The 18,449-nt window shown below is 63.6% G+C and carries 19 protein-coding genes; 12 read left to right on the forward strand and 7 right to left on the reverse strand.

Going from position 1 to position 18,449, the window contains the following annotated elements; all coding sequences use genetic code 11:
- Nucleotides 1-89 precede the first annotated feature (89 nt).
- Nucleotides 90-674: a PadR family transcriptional regulator gene (locus UP09_RS34795; protein WP_044542923.1), complete on the reverse strand. Its 585-nt coding sequence runs from the start codon at nucleotides 672-674 to the stop codon at nucleotides 90-92.
- Between the two features lie 173 nt (nucleotides 675-847).
- Between UP09_RS34795 and UP09_RS34800 the strand changes: the two genes are divergently transcribed.
- From UP09_RS34800 to UP09_RS34815, 4 genes are all read left to right on the forward strand, one after another.
- A complete protein-coding gene (locus tag UP09_RS34800) occupies nucleotides 848-1,267 on the forward strand; it encodes a nuclear transport factor 2 family protein (protein WP_044542924.1) in 420 nt (139 codons plus the stop codon).
- A 105-nt stretch (nucleotides 1,268-1,372) separates the two neighbouring features.
- On the forward strand, nucleotides 1,373-3,163 hold the full coding sequence (locus UP09_RS34805; protein ID WP_044542925.1) for an acyl-CoA dehydrogenase C-terminal domain-containing protein: 1,791 nt from the start codon (nucleotides 1,373-1,375) through the stop codon (nucleotides 3,161-3,163).
- A gap of 74 nt (nucleotides 3,164-3,237) precedes the next feature.
- Nucleotides 3,238-4,446 carry an acetyl-CoA C-acetyltransferase gene (locus tag UP09_RS34810; RefSeq protein ID WP_044542926.1) on the forward strand — a complete coding sequence of 403 codons (1,209 nt, stop codon included), beginning with the start codon at nucleotides 3,238-3,240 and terminating at the stop codon, nucleotides 4,444-4,446.
- Nucleotides 4,447-4,595: 149 nt separating this feature from the next.
- Nucleotides 4,596-6,821 carry a 3-hydroxyacyl-CoA dehydrogenase NAD-binding domain-containing protein gene (locus UP09_RS34815; protein WP_044542927.1) on the forward strand — a complete coding sequence of 742 codons (2,226 nt, stop codon included), beginning with the start codon at nucleotides 4,596-4,598 and terminating at the stop codon, nucleotides 6,819-6,821.
- A 160-nt stretch (nucleotides 6,822-6,981) separates the two neighbouring features.
- Here the strand turns inward: UP09_RS34815 and gstA are convergent, their stop codons facing one another.
- A complete protein-coding gene (gene gstA / locus UP09_RS34820) occupies nucleotides 6,982-7,599 on the reverse strand; it encodes a glutathione transferase GstA (protein ID WP_044542929.1) in 618 nt (205 codons plus the stop codon).
- A gap of 130 nt (nucleotides 7,600-7,729) precedes the next feature.
- Here gstA and UP09_RS34825 point away from each other — a divergent pair, with 130 nt between their 5' ends.
- The 3 genes from UP09_RS34825 (at nucleotide 7,730) to UP09_RS34835 (ending at nucleotide 10,417) form a co-directional block, all read left to right on the forward strand.
- Nucleotides 7,730-8,254: a MarR family winged helix-turn-helix transcriptional regulator gene (locus tag UP09_RS34825; protein ID WP_044542930.1), complete on the forward strand. Its 525-nt coding sequence runs from the start codon at nucleotides 7,730-7,732 to the stop codon at nucleotides 8,252-8,254.
- Between the two features lie 93 nt (nucleotides 8,255-8,347).
- Nucleotides 8,348-9,718 (forward strand): glutamate--cysteine ligase, encoded by a 1,371-nt coding sequence (locus UP09_RS34830; RefSeq protein WP_044542931.1) that lies wholly within the window; start codon nucleotides 8,348-8,350, stop codon nucleotides 9,716-9,718.
- Between the two features lie 144 nt (nucleotides 9,719-9,862).
- Nucleotides 9,863-10,417 (forward strand): PAN domain-containing protein, encoded by a 555-nt coding sequence (locus UP09_RS34835; protein ID WP_044542932.1) that lies wholly within the window; start codon nucleotides 9,863-9,865, stop codon nucleotides 10,415-10,417.
- Nucleotides 10,418-10,502: 85 nt separating this feature from the next.
- Here UP09_RS34835 and UP09_RS34840 read toward each other — a convergent pair whose 3' ends face one another.
- The 3 genes from UP09_RS34840 to tldD form a co-directional block, all read right to left on the reverse strand.
- Nucleotides 10,503-11,078, reverse strand: coding sequence for a nucleotidyltransferase family protein (locus tag UP09_RS34840; protein ID WP_044542933.1), 576 nt, complete (start codon nucleotides 11,076-11,078; stop codon nucleotides 10,503-10,505).
- Between the two features lie 181 nt (nucleotides 11,079-11,259).
- The gene (gene lepB, locus UP09_RS34845) at nucleotides 11,260-12,030 is read right to left on the reverse strand and encodes a signal peptidase I (RefSeq protein WP_044542934.1); all 771 of its coding nucleotides are present in this window, start codon (nucleotides 12,028-12,030) and stop codon (nucleotides 11,260-11,262) included.
- Entirely contained in the window at nucleotides 12,030-13,454 is a 1,425-nt protein-coding gene (gene tldD, locus UP09_RS34850; protein ID WP_044542935.1) for a metalloprotease TldD, read from the reverse strand. Before tldD ends, lepB begins: the two co-directional genes overlap by 1 nt.
- A gap of 12 nt (nucleotides 13,455-13,466) precedes the next feature.
- Here tldD and UP09_RS34855 point away from each other — a divergent pair, with 12 nt between their 5' ends.
- Complete coding sequence (locus UP09_RS34855) at nucleotides 13,467-14,060, forward strand: GNAT family N-acetyltransferase (RefSeq protein WP_349643938.1); 594 nt, start codon at nucleotides 13,467-13,469, stop codon at nucleotides 14,058-14,060.
- A 12-nt stretch (nucleotides 14,061-14,072) separates the two neighbouring features.
- On the opposite strand, the gene UP09_RS36665 is transcribed toward UP09_RS34855, so the two are convergent.
- Nucleotides 14,073-14,558, reverse strand: a complete 486-nt coding sequence (locus UP09_RS36665; RefSeq protein ID WP_063840172.1) for a winged helix-turn-helix transcriptional regulator — start codon at nucleotides 14,556-14,558, stop codon at nucleotides 14,073-14,075.
- Between the two features lie 138 nt (nucleotides 14,559-14,696).
- On the opposite strand from UP09_RS36665, the gene UP09_RS34865 reads away from it, so the two are divergent.
- The 3 genes from UP09_RS34865 to UP09_RS34875 all read left to right on the forward strand — a co-directional run bounded on the left by UP09_RS34865 (nucleotide 14,697) and on the right by UP09_RS34875 (nucleotide 16,518).
- Entirely contained in the window at nucleotides 14,697-15,128 is a 432-nt protein-coding gene (locus UP09_RS34865; protein WP_044542937.1) for a DoxX family protein, read from the forward strand.
- Nucleotides 15,129-15,433: 305 nt separating this feature from the next.
- Nucleotides 15,434-15,754, forward strand: coding sequence for a DsrE family protein (locus UP09_RS38695; protein WP_245302375.1), 321 nt, complete (start codon nucleotides 15,434-15,436; stop codon nucleotides 15,752-15,754).
- Nucleotides 15,755-15,873: 119 nt separating this feature from the next.
- The gene (locus UP09_RS34875; RefSeq protein ID WP_245302378.1) at nucleotides 15,874-16,518 is read left to right on the forward strand and encodes a TlpA disulfide reductase family protein; all 645 of its coding nucleotides are present in this window, start codon (nucleotides 15,874-15,876) and stop codon (nucleotides 16,516-16,518) included.
- Between the two features lie 21 nt (nucleotides 16,519-16,539).
- Here the strand turns inward: UP09_RS34875 and UP09_RS34880 are convergent, their stop codons facing one another.
- A complete protein-coding gene (locus UP09_RS34880; RefSeq protein WP_044542938.1) occupies nucleotides 16,540-17,073 on the reverse strand; it encodes an invasion associated locus B family protein in 534 nt (177 codons plus the stop codon).
- Nucleotides 17,074-17,583: 510 nt separating this feature from the next.
- Here UP09_RS34880 and coxB point away from each other — a divergent pair.
- Complete coding sequence (gene coxB, locus UP09_RS34885; protein WP_044542939.1) at nucleotides 17,584-18,423, forward strand: cytochrome c oxidase subunit II; 840 nt, start codon at nucleotides 17,584-17,586, stop codon at nucleotides 18,421-18,423.
- Nucleotides 18,424-18,449 lie beyond the last annotated feature (26 nt).

The raw sequence follows: 18,449 nt of genomic DNA on the forward strand, positions 1-18,449 counted from the left end.
AAGAATGGGGCCAGCGAGCCTTAAAGTTGGGAGTCCGGGAACCGGATGCGCCGGATCAGGACAGGGCGCCCCCAAGGACAGAGCAGTGCCTAGCCGCTGCTCTCGTGCTTGTCGTCGAGGGGCAGCAAATTGCCGCGCTGGGAGATCGCCGAGAGTGCATCGAGCGCCTCCTCGCACCACTCCACCACCACACGTTCATGGCGCATCCCGAGGCGCAAGCTAAGCATCTTGCCGAGGTCGGCCGGCGGCGCTGTGCCGTCCGGAAAGCGCTTGTTGAGCAGGCGTTCATAGCGCTCGTAGCGGTCGCGGTGATGTTCCAGCCGTGCCATGAGGTCGGTCCGCAAGGGTTCGATGTCGACGGTGTCCAGCGCGTAGAGTCGGACCAGGAGATCGTCCTTGATCGACGGCGGCACGCTTGGCCGCGCCGCCCAGTGCTTCAGCGCCGCACGGCCCTCCGGCGTCAGGGTATAGACCAGCTTGTTGGGCTTGCCCGACTGCACCACCTCGCGGCCCTGGACATGGCCCTTGTCGCGCAGCCGGGACAGCTCGCGGTAGATCTGCTGATGGTCGGCCTTCCAGAAGAAGCCGATCGAGGCGTCGAACGTCTTGGCGAGCTCATAGCCCGTCATCGGACGTTCCGTGAGGCAGGCGAGGATTGCGTCACCGAGTGCCAACGCCCACCTCCATCTCAGTTCCCAAGGCCTATTCCCAAGGCCTATTCCAAGCTCGCTTGACTTTATGCGTTACTATGCATATGCGTCAATATGCATATGGTGATCGGCGTGCCGCCGCTGTCGCGGCCGCGGATCGGTGTTCAAGCTTCCCAACCCACCGCAGGAGACGTCCGATGAGCAGACCGGGCCTCGACAAGTGGTACGCCTACATGAAGTCGCACGACACCGCTGCGCTGTGGGATTTGCTGCATCCCGACGCGGTGTTCGAAAGCCCTGTCGTGCATACGCCGCAACGCGGCCGCGACATCACCTTCAAATATCTGACCGGCGCCGCCAAGGTGCTCGGCGGTCCGACCTTCAAATATCTGGGTGAATGGCGCAACGACACCGGCGCCGTGCTCGAATTCGAAAACGAGATCGACGGCATCAAGATCAACGGCGTCGACATCATCAGTTTCGACGCGGACGGCCGGATCACGCATTTCAAGGTGATGGTACGGCCGCTCAAGGGCATCAACCTGCTGCATCGGCTGATGGGAGATGAGCTGATGAAGCAGGCGGGCGGCGCAACGTCGCAATCACCGTCCCGATAGTACCTGCCGCGGACCTCCGGAACCGGATAAGGTCCACTCCAACGAACAAGCACAAGTGCTCTGCGTCAGTCGCCACTGCGACCGCGAGCCAGCCGGGAGACCAGCATGCCGACCTACAAGGCCCCCATTGAAGACGTCAATTTCCTGCTCAACGACGTCTTCCAGATCGATCGCTACGACAATCTTCCCGGCTTCTCCGATGCGTCGGCGGATGTCCGCGAGGCGATCCTCGGCGAGGCCGCCAAGCTAGCTGAAGAAGTGCTGCAGCCGCTCAACCGCGTCGGCGATCTCGAAGGCTGCAAGCACAATGACGACGGCAGCGTCACCGCGCCAAAGGGCTTCAAGCAAGCCTTCAAGCAGGTCGCTGAAGGCGGTTGGCTCGGGCTGTCGGCGCCGACTGAATATGGCGGCCAGGGCCTGCCGGTGACGCTCTCCCAAGCGGTCAACGAATTCCAGATCTCCGCCAACATGGCGTTCGCGATGTATGGCGGTCTCACCATGGGCGCGACCGCCGCGCTCGTGGTGCACGGCACTCCCGAGCAGAAGAAGACCTATCTGCCGAAGATGATCGCCGGCGAATGGACCGGCACCATGAACCTGACCGAGCCGCAGTGCGGTACCGATCTCGGCCTGTTGCGCACCAAGGCGGCGCGTCAAGGTGACGGCAGCTTCAAGATTTCGGGCACCAAGATCTTCATCTCCGCCGGCGAGCACGACCTCACCGACAACATCATCCATCTGGTGCTGGCGCGCATTGAAGGCGCGCCGGCCGGCATCAAGGGCGTTTCGCTCTTCGTCGTCCCCAAGGTGCTGGTCAATGCCGACGGATCGCTCGGCGCGCGCAATGGCGTCTCCTGCGGCTCGATCGAGCACAAGATGGGCATCCACGGTAATTCCACCTGCGTGATGAACTACGACAGCGCCATCGGCTGGCTGATCGGCGAAGAGAACAAGGGCATGCAGGGCATGTTCGTGATGATGAACGAGGCCCGCCTCGGCGTCGCCGTGCAGGGGCTCGCGCAGTCTGAAGTCGCCTATCAGAACGCGGTCGCCTATGCGCGCGAGCGTCTGCAGGGCCGGTCGCTGACCGGCGTGAAGGCGGCCGACAAGCCGGCCGATCCGATCATCGTGCATCCCGACATTCGCCGCGCCCTGCTCAGCATCCGCGCCTTCAACGAGGCGGCGCGGGCGATGGTGGTGTGGACTGCGCTGAAGAGCGACGTTGCCCATCGTTCCAGCGATCCGAAGGATCGCCAGGAGGCGGACGATCACATGGGGCTGATGACGCCGGTTTTGAAGGGTGTGCTGACCGACACCGGTTTCGCCAACACGGTCTCGGCGCAACAGGTGTTCGGCGGTCATGGCTACATCGCCGAGCACGGCATGGAGCAGTTCGTGCGCGATGCGCGCATCGCGATGATCTATGAGGGCGCCAACGGCATCCAGGCGCTCGATCTGGTCGGCCGCAAGCTGCCGCGCGATGGCGGCCGCGCCGCGATGGCATTCTTCGGCGAAGTCGGCGCCTTCGCCAAGGAGCATGGCGGCGACGAGGCGATGAAGCCGTTCGTCACCCCGCTCTCGACCGCGCTCGGCCATCTGCAGCAGGCGACCGGCTGGCTGATGCAGAATGCGCTGACCAAACCCGACAATGCCGGCGCCGCCGCGACCGACTACATGAAATTGTTCGGCCTGGTCGCGATGGCCTTCATGTGGGCGAAGATGGCCAAGGTGGCGCAGGACAAGATCGCCGCCGGCGATGCCTCGCCCTATTTGACCACCAAGCTCGTCACCGGCCGCTTCTTCATGGAGAAGCTGCTGCCGGAGACCGCCGTGCATCTGGCGCGAATCCAGAGCGGCAGCGCGACGGTGATGGAACTGGCCGCGGAAGCGTTCTAAAAAAATCGCCGCCGCACCCCTGCGACGGCGCTCCGTTCCGTTATATATTATGATCCTCATATAAGGAGGGCGTCATGCCTGAGGCCTATATCTACGATCACGTTCGCACCCCGCGCGGCCGCGGCAAGTCCGATGGCGCACTCCACGAAGTCACCGCGCTGGCGCTCGCCACCGTGCCGCTGAAGGCGCTGAAAGACCGCAACAATCTCGGCGAAGACACAATCGACGACGTCGTGCTCGGCGTGGTCGATCCGGTCGGCGAAGCGGGCTCCGACATCGCGCGCTTCGCAGCGCTCAACGCCGGTCTGGGCGAGAAGGTGCCTGGCGTGCAGATCAGCCGCTTCTGCGCCTCCGGCCTCGACGCCGTGAATTTCGCCGCAGCCCAGATCATGGCCGGCCAGCATGAGCTTGTGATCGGTGGCGGCGCGGAATCGATGAGCCGCGTCGGCATCGGTGCCTCCGGCGGCGCCTGGCCGATGGATCCCTCGATGGCGGTGCCGGCCTATTTCATGCCGCAGGGCATTTCGGCCGACCTGATCGCGACCAAATACGGCTTCTCGCGCGACGACGTCGACGCCTACGCCGTTCAGAGCCAGCAGCGCGCGGCGAAGGCTTGGGACGAAGGCCGCTTCAGCAAGTCGGTGGTGCCGGTGAAGGATTTCAACGGCCTCACCATCCTCGCCAAGGATGAGCATATGCGCCCCACCACGACGATGCAGTCGCTGGCGCAGCTGCAGCCGGCGTTTGCGGCGATGGCGGCCATGGCCGGCTTCGATGCGGTCGCGACCCAGTCGCATCCCGAGGTCGAGAAGGTCAATTACGTGCATCACGCCGGCAATTCGTCCGGCATCGTCGACGGCGCCGGCGCGGTGCTGCTCGGCAGCAAGGAGGCAGGTGCCAAGCACGGCCTGAAGCCGCGTGCAAGAATCCGGGCGTTCGCCAACATCGGTTCTGAGCCGGCGATGATGCTGACCGGGCCGGTCGACGTCACCGAAAAGCTGTTCGAGCGCTCCGGCATGAAGAAGTCCGACATCGATCTGTTCGAACTCAACGAGGCCTTTGCCTCGGTGGTGCTGCGCTACATCCAGGCCTTCGACATCGACAATGCCAAGATCAACGTCAATGGCGGCGCGATCGCGCTCGGCCATCCGCTCGGCGCGACCGGCGCGATGATCCTCGGCACCGTGCTCGACGAGCTCGAGCGCACCAACAAGTCGACGGCGCTGGTGACGTTGTGCATCGGCGGCGGCATGGGTACCGCCACCATCATCGAGCGCGTGTAACTTCCGTAGGGTGGGCAAAGGCGCACTTGCGCCGTGCCCACCACAGCTTGCTGAGAACTTGATGGTGGGCACGCTTCGCTTTGCCCACCCTACGATCTGAGTACAACCGCCGCGCCTGAGATCGGCTGCCGGCACCGAGGGAGCACAACATGGCTTACAAGAATTTCAAGTTCGAAACCGACGCCGACGGCATTGCGCTGGTCACCTGGGATATCCCGGGCCGTTCGATGAACGTGCTCGACGAGACCTCGATCAATGAGATCGAGGCGATCGTCAAGCAGACCTCGGCCGATGCCGCGATCAAGGGCGTCGTCATCACCTCCAGCAAGGACGCGTTCTGCGCCGGCGCCGATCTTTCGATGCTCGAGGGCATGAGCCACACCTATAAGCAGCTTCTCAAGGAGAAGGGCGAGGAAGCCGCCAACCAGGTGCTGTTCGACCAGAGCCGCCGCTTCTCGCAGGTGTTTCGCTCGATCGAAACCTCAGGCAAGCCGTGGGCTGCTGCGATCAACGGCCTGGCGCTCGGCGGCGGGTTCGAGATCACGCTGTCCTGCCACTACCGCGTCGCCGCGGAGAATCCGAAGACCCGGCTCGGCCTGCCCGAGATCAAGGTCGGCCTGTTCCCCGGCGCCGGCGGCACCCAGCGCGTGCCGCGCATCGTGTCGCCGCAGGATGCGATGCAACTGCTGCTCAAGGGCGAGGCGATCAACCTCGCGAAAGCAAAAGCGCTCAATCTGATTCACGCCATCGTTCCTGCCGCCGACCTGATCAAGGCGGCAAAGGACTGGATCAAGGGCGGTGGCAAGGCGATTGCGCCGTGGGACGAGAAGGGCTTCAAGCTGCCCGGCGGCCCGGTGTTCTCGAAGGCCGGCATGCAGATGTTCCCGGCCGGCAATGCAATCTATCGCCGCGAGACCTACGACAATTATCCGGCCGCGCGCGCCATCATGAGCTGCGTCTATGAGGGCCTGCAGTTGCCGATCGACGCCGCGCTGCGCGTCGAGTCGCGCTACTTCACCAAGATCCTGCGCTCGAATGAAGCAGCTGCGATGATCCGCTCGCTGTTCCTGTCGATGCAGGAATTGAACAAGGGCGCGCGGCGTCCGGACAATGTGCCGCCGACCAAGGTGAAGAAGCTCGCCGTGATCGGCGCCGGCTTCATGGGCGCCAGCGTCGGCTTCGTCTCGGCGCAGGCCGGCATCGACGTCGTGCTGGTCGACCGCGACCAGGACAGCGCCGACAAGGGCAGGGGCCATGCGAAGACCGTGATCGACGGGCTGATCGCCAAGGGCCGCATGAAGCAGGACGCCGGCGACGCCATCCTGTCGCGCATCTCGGCGACCGCAGATTACAACGCGATCAGCGACTGCGACCTCGTGATCGAGGCCGTGTTCGAGGACCGCAAAATCAAGGCGGACACCTATGCCAAGGCGCAGCCGCTGCTGAAGGCGGGCGCGATCTTTGCCTCCAACACCTCGACCTTGCCGATCAACTCGCTGGCCGAAGAGTTCAAGGATCAGGGCCGGTTCCTCGGTATCCATTTCTTCTCGCCGGTCGAGAAGATGATGCTGGTCGAGATCATCAAGGGCAAGAACACCGGCGACGTCGCGCTTGCGACCGCGCTGGATTACGTGCGCGCGATCGGCAAGACCCCGATCGTAGTCAACGACTCGAGAGGCTTCTTCGCCAATCGCTGCGTGATGCGCTACATCGCCGAGGGCAACGAGATGCTGCTCGAAGGTGTGCCGCCGGCGATGATCGAGAACACCGCCAAGATGGCCGGCATGCCGGTCGGGCCGCTGTCGCTGCAGGACGAGGTCGCGCTCGATCTCGGTCTCAAGATCACCAAGGCGACGGAAGCCGATCTCGGCCCCAACGCGGTCGACCAAGCGCAGAAGAAGTTGATGGTCGAGATGGTCGAGAAGCAGGGCCGCTTCGGCCGCAAGAACGGCAAGGGCTTCTATGACTACCCCGAGAAAGGCAAGGGCCAGAAGAGCCTGTGGCCGGGTCTCGCTGATTTGCAGCCGAAGCATCTCGACCCTGATACGCTCGATGTCGAGGAGCTGAAGCAGCGTTTCCTGGTGGCGCAGGCGGTGGAGGCCGCGCGCACCGTCGAGGACCACGTCATCACCGATGTCCGCGAGGCCGATGTCGGCTCGATCCTCGGCTTCGGCTTCGCGCCGTTCACTGGCGGCACGCTGTCCTATATCGACTTCATGGGCACCAAGACCTTCGTCGAACTCTGCCACACCTTCGAGGCCAAATACGGCTCGCGCTTCACGCCGCCGAAGCTGCTTGAGGAGATGGCTGCCAAGGGCGAGACCTTCTACGGCCGCTTTCCGCCGAAGAAGGCGGCGGCGCAGGCCGCGGAGTAAGAGGCACGTTGGTAGCCCGGATGGAGCGCAGCGAAATCCGGGACAGCCTCTCCGCCTTGTGAAGGCCCCGGATTGTGCTTCGCTCCATCCGGGCTACGCATCAAACAAAAAAGGGCCGGATCATCGATCCGGCCCTTTCGCTATTCCACGAACTGAAGGCTTACGCCGCCTTCAGCAGGCCTTCCTTCTTCAGCGCTTCCTGCACGTGCGGACGCGCGGCGACGCGGGCCTTGTAGGCGGTCAAATGGGGCAGGCCGGAGAGATCGAAGCCGAGCCGGTCGGTCGCCCACATGATCATGGTGAAGAGGTAGCCGTCGGCGACCGTGAACTGGTTGCCCATCAGGTAGTCGTGTCCGGCAAGCTGGCTCTCGACATATTTGAACTTGCCCATCGCGCGGTCCTTGAAGAACGCCTTGGCGTCATCGGCGAGCACCGGCGAGAACATCGGGCCGAGGTTCTTGTGCAGCTCGGTCGTGATGTAGTTCAGCCATTCCAGCAGCTTGTAGCGCTCGTTGGAATCGCGGGCTGGCGCCAGCTTCTTGTCCGCGGCCTTGTCGGCGATCATCTGGATGATGATCGGTCCCTCGGTGACCAGTTCGCCGGAGTCGAGCGCGAGCGCGGGCACCTGGCCCTTGGGGTTCACTTTCAGGAAATCGTCACCGTTTTCGAGCTTCTTGGCGCGCAAATCGACCTTCACCAGGTCGTAGGGCAGGCCGGCTTCGAGCAGCGCGATATGGGGGGAGAGGGAGCAGGCGCCGGGGGCATAATAGAGTTTCATGGGGTAATTCCTTCCCTTGTTCTTGGTATCCGGAGAGGGATTGCCTACATGCACCTGCATGGAATAGTCAAGATTGATGCAGATGCATTCAGTGCGGTAGACTTTGTTCCGGGACCTTATGGGCTAGACCATGAAACGCAAGCTATCGACCGAGGCGACCGCCGCCTGGATCCGCCTGATGCGGGTTCCGAGCCGGGTGCTGGACTGTGTCGAGCACGATTTGAAGAAGGCTGGCTTTCCGCCGCTGGCCTGGTACGACGCGCTGCTCGAGCTGTCGCGCGCGCCGTCCGGCGAGTTGCGTCCGGTCGAGCTCGAGCGGCAGATGCTGATCCCGCAATATTCGACGTCGCGGCTGATCGATCGCCTGGTCGACGAGGGTCTGGCCGCGCGGCGCGAATGCAAGATCGACAAGCGCGGCCAGTTCGTCGAGATCACCGACGCCGGACGCGAGCTGCAGAAGCGAATGTGGAGCGCGTATTCCGCCGCGATCGACAAGCATGTCGGCTCGAAATTGTCTGACCCCGACGCGGCAAAACTCTGCGGCCTGCTCGACCGTCTCGGCTGCTCATGCGATGACGCCAAGAGCGATAGTAAGAGCGACGGCAAAAGCGAGACCAAGCCGGCCGCTGCCCGAGACGGCGTGCCGGCCCGATGACATCCCTGATCCCATCATCCGCGGCCGCCCGGCTTCGCGGATCTCCCTGCCACCACGCGCATTCGATCGAAGCGCCCTTGAGTTGGATTTCGTATGGCGCGTGACCAGATCGATATGACGCCGCTGCAATCGCGCGACGAACTCGTCGCGTGGTTCGAGGCGGGCTCAAAGCCGGAGTCCGAATTCCGTATCGGCACCGAGCACGAGAAGACACCCTTCACGCTCGATGGCCACAAGCCCGTGCCTTACGAGGGCGCGAGGGGCATCGGCGCGCTGCTGGAGGGCATGAAGCTCCTGCTCGGCTGGGAGCCGATCATGGAGCGCGGCAACATCATCGGGCTCTATGACGTCACCGGCGGCGGCGCGATTTCGCTCGAGCCGGGTGGGCAGTTCGAACTGTCGGGCGCGCCGGTCGAGACCGTGCACCAGACCCAGGCCGAGCTGATGGCGCATCTGGCGCAGGTGCGGGAGATCGCGACGCCGCTCGGCATCGGCTTCCTCGGCCTCGGCATGACGCCGTCCTGGTCGCGGGCGCAGATCCCGGTGATGCCGAAGGGCCGCTACAAGATCATGTCGAACTACATGCCGAAGGTCGGCAAATACGGCCTCGACATGATGTTCCGGACCTGCACGGTGCAGACCAATCTCGACTTCTCCTCCGAAGCCGACATGGTGAAGAAGCTGCGCGTCTCGGTGGCGCTGCAGCCGATCGCGACGGCTTTGTTCGCCAACTCGCCGTTCACCGAGGGCAAGCCGAACGGCCTGCTGTCGTTCCGCTCCGAGATCTGGCGCGACACCGACAATGCGCGGTCGGGCATGATCCCGTTCGCGTTCGAGGACGGCATGGGGTTTGAGCGCTATGTCGATTACGCGCTCGACGTGCCCATGTATTTCGTCAAGCGCGGCGACGAATATATCGACGTCGCCGGCTCCTCGTTCCGCGATTTCTTCGCCGGCAACAACAAGGCCTTCCCCGGCCAGCGTCCGACGCTGTCGGACTGGGCCAATCATCTGTCGACGATCTTCCCCGAGGTGCGGCTGAAGCGTTACCTCGAAATGCGCGGCGCCGACGGCGTGCCGTGGGGCCGGCTGCCGGCGCTGCCGGCTTTCTGGGTCGGCCTGCTCTACGACAATGACAGTCTCGATGGGGCCTGGGAGATCATCCGCCACTGGACCGCACCGGAGCGGCAGGCATTGCGCGACGATGTACCGCGTTTCGGCTTCAAGGCGCGGATCAAGGACCGTTATCTGTTCGAGATCGCCAAGGAGTGCCTGATCCTGTCGCATGCCGGACTGCGGCGCCGCGGCCGGATCGATCATCTCGGGCGCGACGAGAGCCGCTACCTCGAGCCGCTGGAGCGGATCATCGAATGCGGCCGCTCGCCGGCGGAAGAGATGCTGGAGAAGTTCAACGGGCCCTGGAAGGGCTCGGTCGACCCGGCCTATCAGGAATACGCCTTCTAAAGCGCTTTCACAGTGATGGAATCGGGGCATCCGAGGCCTTGGTCTCGGGCCGCGGTTCCGTGCCGTTCATCCGCCGTACAGGTTCGTGGCGCTCAAATGGCCGCCCGCGGATGGCGCGGGGCGCAAAAATTTGAAAGCAATCTCATGGGGATGGGCCGCCTGTTCAGGGCGTGTGTGGTGACGTTCGCCGCTCTTGCGGCCATTGTCGTCGCGCGCCCGGCGCTGGCACAGACCAATTTCGACCGTCCCGGCGGCGACTATCAGAACTCGCCGGTGACGTCGGGCGATCCCGCCGATTGCGCGCTGGCTTGCGAGCGCGACCGCCGCTGCCGCGCCTGGAGCTTCAACTATCCGACCGACACCAACAATGGCGCGGTGTGCTGGCTGAAAAACAGCGTGCCGACACGGGTGCAGGACGTCTGCTGCGTCTCCGGGGTTCGCGGTGCCGGCGTCGTCGAACCGCACAACGGCCCGATCGAAACCTCGATCGACCGCTTCGGCGGCGACTACAAGAACTTTGAATTAAAGAGCAGCGACGGCGACGAGGCCTGCCAGGCCGCCTGCACCGCCGACAACAAGTGCCGCGCCTGGACCTACGCTCGCCCCGGCTATGCCGGCCGCGACGCACATTGCTTCCTGAAGAAAGACATCAAGCCGCCGCGACGGAAGGCGGGGTTTACGTCAGGCGTGGTGCGGTGAACGCGTAGCCCGGATGGAGCGAAGCGCAATCCGGGACAATCCCTCCGCTGGGCGAAGTCCCGGATTTCGCTTCGCTGCATCCGGGCTACGAAAGTTTATCCGCCGCCGCCACCGTGATCTCCGGCCACAGCACCTTCCAGCGCGCGGCTTTTGTCGCGTAGTTCGCCGCGGAAAAATTCGCTGTCAGGTTCGGCCGCACGATCAGGTTGGCGACATCGTTGAATCCATTGGGCGCGTAGACGTCGTATCCATCCGCGGTGCGGCGGATGCCGATGCGGGTGTTTTCTGTGAGGAAGCGATCGATGCCGTCGGTCGAGCGCGACAATGGCGGGTAGGGAACGCCGTGCTTGTCGGGATACCAGAGATGGACGCGGGCCTGGTTGCGCGCCTCGATCGCGACGCCGAGGTGACCGAGGCGATCCTGCAAGCCGCGGATCACCGCGTCCTCGGCTTCCCATGATCGATCGGGATCGAAATAGAAGATGTCATAGTCGCTGATGCCGTAGGCGACCGGCCGCTTGGTCAGAACGTTCCACACGGTCTGCACCAGGCAGCCGGAGACCAGCCAGGCATCGGGCAGGGCCATGGCAAACAATTCACCGACGATGACTTCGTTGGCGGAATTGCGAAGCGTTGCTGCGAGGAATTCGTCTTGGGTCATGCAAGCGAGAATGTCAGCTCGCGCGAGCCGACTCTATCCAGTCGTCATGCCCGGGCTTGTCCCGGGCATCCACGTCTTGGGAATGAGTAAAGAATGTAGCCCGGATGAGCGGAGCGATATCCGGGGCTTGCGTCGACCCTGTCCCGGATGTCGCTTCGCTCATCCGGGCTACGTCAGCCGCTCAATGCACCGAGGTAAAAAACCGTGCGAGGCGGAAGCCGGAGAGCCAGGTCCACATCGGCTGGCTGCGGATGCCCATGTCCCAGGAGCCGACCACCGCGTCGGCGCGGCCGATCAGATTGTCGATCGGCAACAGGCCGACGCCGCCATCGCGCACCGGCACGCGACTGTCGGCGGAATTGTCCCTGTTGTCGCCGAGCACGAACAGTTTTCCGGGCGGCACCGTCACCTCGGCCGTGTTATCGAGCCGGCCGTTGTCGTGCATCTTGAAGATCGCATGGTCGACGCCGTTCGGCAGCGTCTCGACATAGCGGTAGGCGTCCTCGCCGCCGCCGCGGTCGTCCTCGGCAAAGCCGGTGCCATCGGGCTTCAGCGCTGCCGGATGGTCGTTGATGAAGAGCTGGCCCTGCCGCATCTGGATGCGGTCGCCGGGGAGACCGACCACGCGCTTGACCCAGGCCTGCGAGCGGTCGCCCGGCCAGCGGAACACGACGACGTCGCCGCGCTTCGGCGTCTCGCCGAACAGGCGACCGGTTTCCGGCAGTGTGATCTGGATCGGCAGCGAGGCTGCGCCGTAGCCATAAGGGTATTTCGAGGCCACCAGTGCATCGCCGATCAGCAGCGTCGGCTCCATCGAGCCTGACGGCACGTAGAACGGCTCGGCGATCGCGCCCTTGGCGAGGAACACGACGGCGACGATCGCAGCCAGTTGCACGGCCTGGCCGCGCCAGGTCGACGGCTTGGCCGTCACGACTTCGTTTCCGCTGCTCACTAGCCCGTTCCTCCGACCGTAATCCGTTCCATCCGCAGCGTCGGCTGGCCGACGCCGACCGGCACGCCCTGGCCGTTCTTGCCGCAGGTGCCGATTCCGGTATCCAGCGCAAGATCGTTGCCGATCATGGTGATCCTGTGGAGATCGGTCGGCCCGTTGCCGATCAGCATCGCGCCCTTCAGTGGGGCGCCGAGCTTGCCGTTCTCGATCTTGTAGGCCTCGGTGCACTGGAACACGTATTTGCCCGAAGTGATGTCGACCTGGCCGCCGCCGAAATTGGCGGCGTAGATGCCGTTCTTGACCGAGGCGAGGATCTCGGCCGGGTCGCGGTCGCCCGAGAGCATGTAGGTGTTGGTCATGCGCGGCATCGGCACATGGGCGTAGCTCTGCCGTCGCCCGTTGCCGGTCGGCTTCATGCCCATCAGCCGGGCGTTCTGGCGGTCCTGCATGTAGCCGACCAGGATGCCGTCCTCGATCAGCACGGTGCGGTTGGTCGGCGTGCCCTCATCGTCGATCGAGAGCGAGCCACGTCGGGAGGCCATGGTGCCGTCATCGACCACGGTGACGCCCTTGGCCGCGACCTGCTTGCCCATCAGGCCCGCAAAGGCTGAGGTCTGCTTGCGATTGAAATCGCCTTCCAGCCCATGGCCGACCGCTTCATGCAGCATCACGCCGGGCCAGCCGGACCCGAGCACCACGTCCATCTCGCCGGCGGGCGCCGGGACCGATTCCAGATTGACCAGCGCCTCACGCAGCGCGCCGTCGGCGGCGTTGCGCCAGGCCTTGGTCTCGATGAAGCGGGCGTAACCCTCGCGGCCGCCATAGCCCATGCTGCCGCTCTCCTGCCGGTCGCCCTGGCCGGCAACGACGGAGACATTGACGCGCACCAGCGGGCGGATATCGCGATAGCTCTCGCCATCGGGCCGCACGATCTCGACCACCTGCCAGCTCGCCATCAGGCTGGCCGAGACCTGCCGCACCCGCGGATCCTTGTCGCGGATATAAGCGTCGATCTCGCCGAGCAGCTTGACCTTGGCCTCGAACGCGGGCCCGTCCAGCGGGTTCTCGTCGCCGTAAAGCTTGACGTTGGTGTGTGCCGGCGCGGCCGCATAGTTGCCGGAATAGCCGCCGCGGACCGCGGCAACAGCGTCCGCCGCGCGGATCAGCGCCGGGACCGAGACGTCGGAGGAATGCGCATAGCCGACCGCGTCGTCCTTGACCGCGCGCAGGCCGAACCCTTGAGAGGTATCGTAGGTCGCCTGCTTCAGCCGGCCATTGTCGAACACCAGCGCCTCGCTCTGGCCGTACTCGAGAAACAATTCGCCGTCGTCGGCCCCCGCAAGCCCGCGCGCCACCTCGCGGCGGACGGCATCGCGGTCGAGATTGGCACGGTCGAGCAGGGAGGTTGTGGCGAGATTGGTCATCAGGTCCGTCCGTTGTCGGAATATTCGATCCAAGATAGTGGTTTATCGGCTGTTCCGCGAGGGGCAGGGCAACACGTTGGCGAGACCATGAATACGGTAGAAATAGTTCCGATCCGAGAAGAATATGCTGAGGGCTTCAACCGGGTCCTCGGCGTTGTCGCTCGGGAGCGGCGCTATTTGTCGTTTCTCGATGCCCCGTCGATCGAATCGACGCGAGCCTTCATCCGCGACAACATCAACAGCGGGTTTCCGCAGGTTGTCGCCCTGTCTGACGATGAGGTGGTCGGCTGGTGCGACGTGACGCGCAAGGCGCGGCCGGTTCATTCCCATGTCGGTATCCTCGGGATGGGCTTGTTGCCAGCCTTCAGAGGCCAGGGACTCGGAATCAAGCTGATCGAGCGGGCTCTCACCGCAGCAAAGGAATTCGGATTTCACCGTGTCGAATTGTCAGTGCGGGCAGATAATTTGAATGCGATCGCACTCTACAAGAAAGCCGGCTTTGAACCTGAAGGCCGTCTGCGTAACGGTGTCTACGTCGACAACGTCCATTGCGACTTGATGCTGATGGGTATCCTGCTTCAGTCGGCCGAAGGCAACTTGTCGTAGTCCTCGCCCAGTTCAGGTTGAGCGGGCACCCGGCTCCCTGCCTTGGCTGGCTGGCGTTCGGCCGGTCTGCGCCTGTCCCGGCGGCGTTGGCTGCTCTGGTTCGCCGGCCGGCGACGCTTTGGGATGAGCACCGGTCGGAAAGCCATGCTCCTGCGACCACCGGAACAGTTCATCGAACACCGGTTTGAGGGCCCTGGCCGATGGCGTCATTTCATATTCCACGCGGGGCGGCACTTCGGGATAGACCGTGCGCTTCACCAGTCCATTGGCCTCGAGATCGCGCAACTGCGTTGTCAGCATGTGCTGGGTGACGCCGGGGATCGACTGGCGCAATTCGCCAAACCGGCGCTTGCGCTCGACCAGCTGCCAGAGGATGTCGCCCTTCCATTTTCCGGCCAGCACCGCCAGCGCGCGATGAAATTGCTGCGTATGGCACGGCGCCGAGGCGACAATATCGTCGCCCTTGTCCTCGTTTTTCCCATTAGTCATCTTTTTCATACTACCTCATAAAAAGCATCCTACTTGTATTTTCCATCTTACTCCCGAATTTTGGGTACCGAAAGCCTTTGCGGGGCTGCCACGGGGATGGCGGCCGACCGCACGGCCTGATCGGTTTGAGCATATCGGGAGCCATCAATGTCACTTGCTGCTGTACCGGCGCCGCCACGCTGGCAATCCGCCAGTCTCTGGGTCGTCAGAGGATTGCTTGCGCTAGCCTTTGCTGCCGCGGGCGCCGCCAAGCTCTATGGCGTGCCGATGCTGGTCGAGGAATTCCAGCACATCGGCCTCGGGCAATGGTTCCGCTACTTCACGGGAACGCTGGAGCTGCTCGGGGCTTTCCTGATCCTGGTGCCGTCGCTGGCGGCGTTCGGCGCCTTGCTGCTGATCTGCATCATGATCGGAGCGACCTTCAGCCATCTGTTTGTGATCGGCGGCTCGCCGGTGCCCGCACTGGTACTGTTGGCACTGAGCGCCATCGTCGCCTACGCCAGGCGCGGCCAGATCTTCGCCGTCATCGATGCCGGCGATGACGTCCTGCATGGCGAAAGATCCGAGCCGACCGCCTAGCGCGTTTTCGCGCCAAGAAACCGCGTCAAGACAAGAATCCAGAGCCCCGTTCCGATTCCATCGGAACGGGAAAGGCTCTGGCGATCAATCAAGTCCGGGTACGTATGATGGATCGTGTGGTCTGGTATCGCCGCAAACCAATTGCGGTTTCCATGTTCTGCCTGGCATTCGCGATCCCGTTTTTTGCGACCCTGGCCGCGACCGAGACCTGTTCGGCGAATTCAAAGGATCGAAGCGACCAGGTCGTTCAGAGACCACCGCTTCACCGCATCGTGCTCCAGGTCAATTCGGATGATCCGACGACCATGAAACACGCGATCACCAACTCGCTCAACGCGTTCAAGAACTACAGCGAGAAGAACGAGCAGGTTGCCATCGAGATCGTCGCCTATGGCCCTGGCGTCCACATGTTCAGGGCCGACACCTCGCCGGTAAAGGATCTCCTGCACTATCTGCGGGCCAATCATCCCGAAGTGGCGTTCAGCATGTGCGGCAATACGAAAATGATCATGGAAAAAAACGAGGGGCGGCCGCTGCCGCTGGTCGATGGCACGCAGGTCGTTCCCTATGGCGTGGCGCGGTTGGTCGAGCTTCAGGAAGCCGGCTGGACTTATCTTCGGCCCTAGAGCCTTTTCCGTTCCGATGGAATCGGAACGGGGCTCTAGATTCTTGTTTTGACGCGTTTTCTTCACGCGAACCGGTATCCACTTCGCTCGAAAACGCTCTGATTGGAGATTGCTCGATCGTGACCGATGAAGGAAAGGCCCTCGAAGTGTCCGCGCGCGTCATCACCCGGCGCACGGCGCTGGCCGGCGTTTCGGCGGCGATCGCAACCGCGGCCGTCCCGTCTTCCCCCGCCGTTGCGCTCTCTGATGGACCGCCGCCGTTCGGAACGGTCCGCCACCAGTTCACGATCCTGCAACCCGTCCGGATGGTGCCATCCGTATCGATCACGCGCCTGGACGGCTCGACGGTGAATTTCGCCGCGTTTCGCGGCAAGGTCGTGCTGGTGAACTTCTGGGCGACCTGGTGTCCCGCCTGCCGGACCGAATTGCCCAGTCTCGATCGGTTGCAGGAGGCCATGGGCCGCAAATATCTGGAGGTCGTGGCGGTCTCCGCCGATCGTGACGGCGGCGCGACGGTCACGCCATTCTTGCGGCGCCTCGGTATCCGGCACCTCAACATCGGTCTCGATCCGCGAGCCCGGATGGTACGCGCCGGCGATGATGAATCCGCCACGCCGTTTCCGCTCTACGGAATGCCGATCTCATACATCGTCAGCCCGTCCGGCCGGATCGAAGGCTACATGGTTGGGGAAGCCGACTGGTCGTCGGAGGACGCCAGGAATCTGCTGAACTACTACCTCGACGCGGATCAAGCGCCGCGCTGATCGAGCTGCGCGCTCGCGGGCTCACGGCAGCTTGTCATACCCCTCTCCCAGCCCATTCAAACTGAGCGGGAACCCGATACCTTCTTCCGGCGTCTCGAAGATGATGAAGGTCGCGGTCTTGGCGGTCTTGAGCTGGCCGAGCAGCTTGTCGTCCATCACGACTTCAGCGACGCAGCCATTGGGCAGGCAACGGACAAAGCCGGCGCGGCCGACGTCCTGGTTGTCGAGCTTCAGGCCGAGGCCGGAGGGGAGGAGGACGCCGAGGGGCGCGACCACGCGCATCAGGCGGCTCTTCTGGTCGGCGGTCTTCAGCACGATCACGGTGAGGCCGGCGTTGGAGCGGTCTTCGGCGACAACGCTCTGGATCAGGGCGCATTGCTCGGCCTGTGCCCCCGGCGGGGTGTCGCAGCGGATCTGCCAGTCGCCATGGACCGAGCGCACCGCGCCCTGCGCGTTCGCCGCCTGGGGCAGGCCGAGCAGGAGGCCCGCGGCAAGCAGGCCGCCCAGCCAGCCGGCCGGTGCGGGACGTCTTGCCTGACTATTCGAAGCGCCCATCCGGGTCGATCCTCAAGTAATGTTCGGTTCGTCATGTTCGGTCGGGACCGGCCGTCCGTTCGGCCGCACGCGACCCATCGACTATACCGCGACTGATACCGCAATGACGGCGCCTTAAAGGCGATCTCTGTGCAATTCCAGCGCCGGATCGGGGCTATCAGCAGCGAATCAGGTTCCTACAGGGTACCCCGCCTGTGCGTACATCCGGTAATCCGTCTGTCAACAGCACCGGCACGCGTTTCAGCGAGTTTCGCTTGAATTTGCGGGAAAATTCGCTGGCCGCAGATTAGTCGCCCTCGCATGGCTTCCGTCCCTACTACTGCATTGCGAGCGCCTGCGAATTATGGTTTGAGAGGCTGGATTTCGACGCGTTCTAGCGATCTGGCTCCCGTACCCTCCTTGACTTCACCACGGGTACGTCTGGAAGGCCGTTTGTCAGGGCGGATCGTGCCGCATGTCCGGCCATATGCCGGGGGTGCGTTGGGGAACTATCAAGGGAGCGCGGGCGGCATGAAGATGTCGATTGGCCAGATTGGCCGGCAGTTGCTGGGATTTGCGGTGGCCGGGATGGCGCTTGCCGCCGGCGGAACGGCCTTCGCCGAAATGGGGCAGCCGGTGCCCTGGGAGTACAAGCTCCAGGAAGCCGCGACCCCGGTGATGGAGAACATCACCTGGTTCCACAACTTCCTGTCCGTGCTGATCACCGTGATCACGCTGTTCGTGCTGGCGCTGCTCGTCATCGTGGTGGTGAAGTTCAACTCCAAGGCCAATCCGGTCCCCTCCAAGACCACCCACAACACGCTGATCGAGGTGGCCTGGACGCTGATCCCGGTGCTGATCCTGGTCGGCATCGCGGTGCCGTCGTTCCGCCTGCTGTTCCTCGAACTCGACGTGCCGACGCCTGATATCACGATCAAGGCTACCGGCAAGCAGTGGTACTGGTCCTACGCCTACCCTGATAACGGCAAGTTCGAGTTCGATTCGCTGCTCGACAAGGACAAGGCGCCGCGCCTGCTCGGCGTCGACAACGAGATGGTCGTCCCTGTGAACAAGGTGGTGCGGATCCAGACCACCGGCGCCGACGTGATCCATTCCTTCGCGGTGCCGGCCTTCGGCATCAAGATCGACTCGGTCCCCGGCCGCCTCAACGAGACCTGGTTCAAGGCCACCAAGACCGGCATGTTCTACGGTCAGTGCTCGGAATTATGCGGCAAGGACCACGCCTTCATGCCGATCGCGGTGCGGGTCGTCAGCGACCAGGAGTTCGCGACCTGGGTTGACGGTGCGAAGAAGAAATTTGCGACCAACCCGGCGAATTCCTACGCTTCGGCTGGTCAGGTGGCGCAGTAGGCTCAAGGCTTACCGCGCAACTGGAC

The organism is Bradyrhizobium sp. LTSP885, assembly GCF_000938305.1.
Lineage (GTDB): Bacteria > Pseudomonadota > Alphaproteobacteria > Rhizobiales > Xanthobacteraceae > Bradyrhizobium.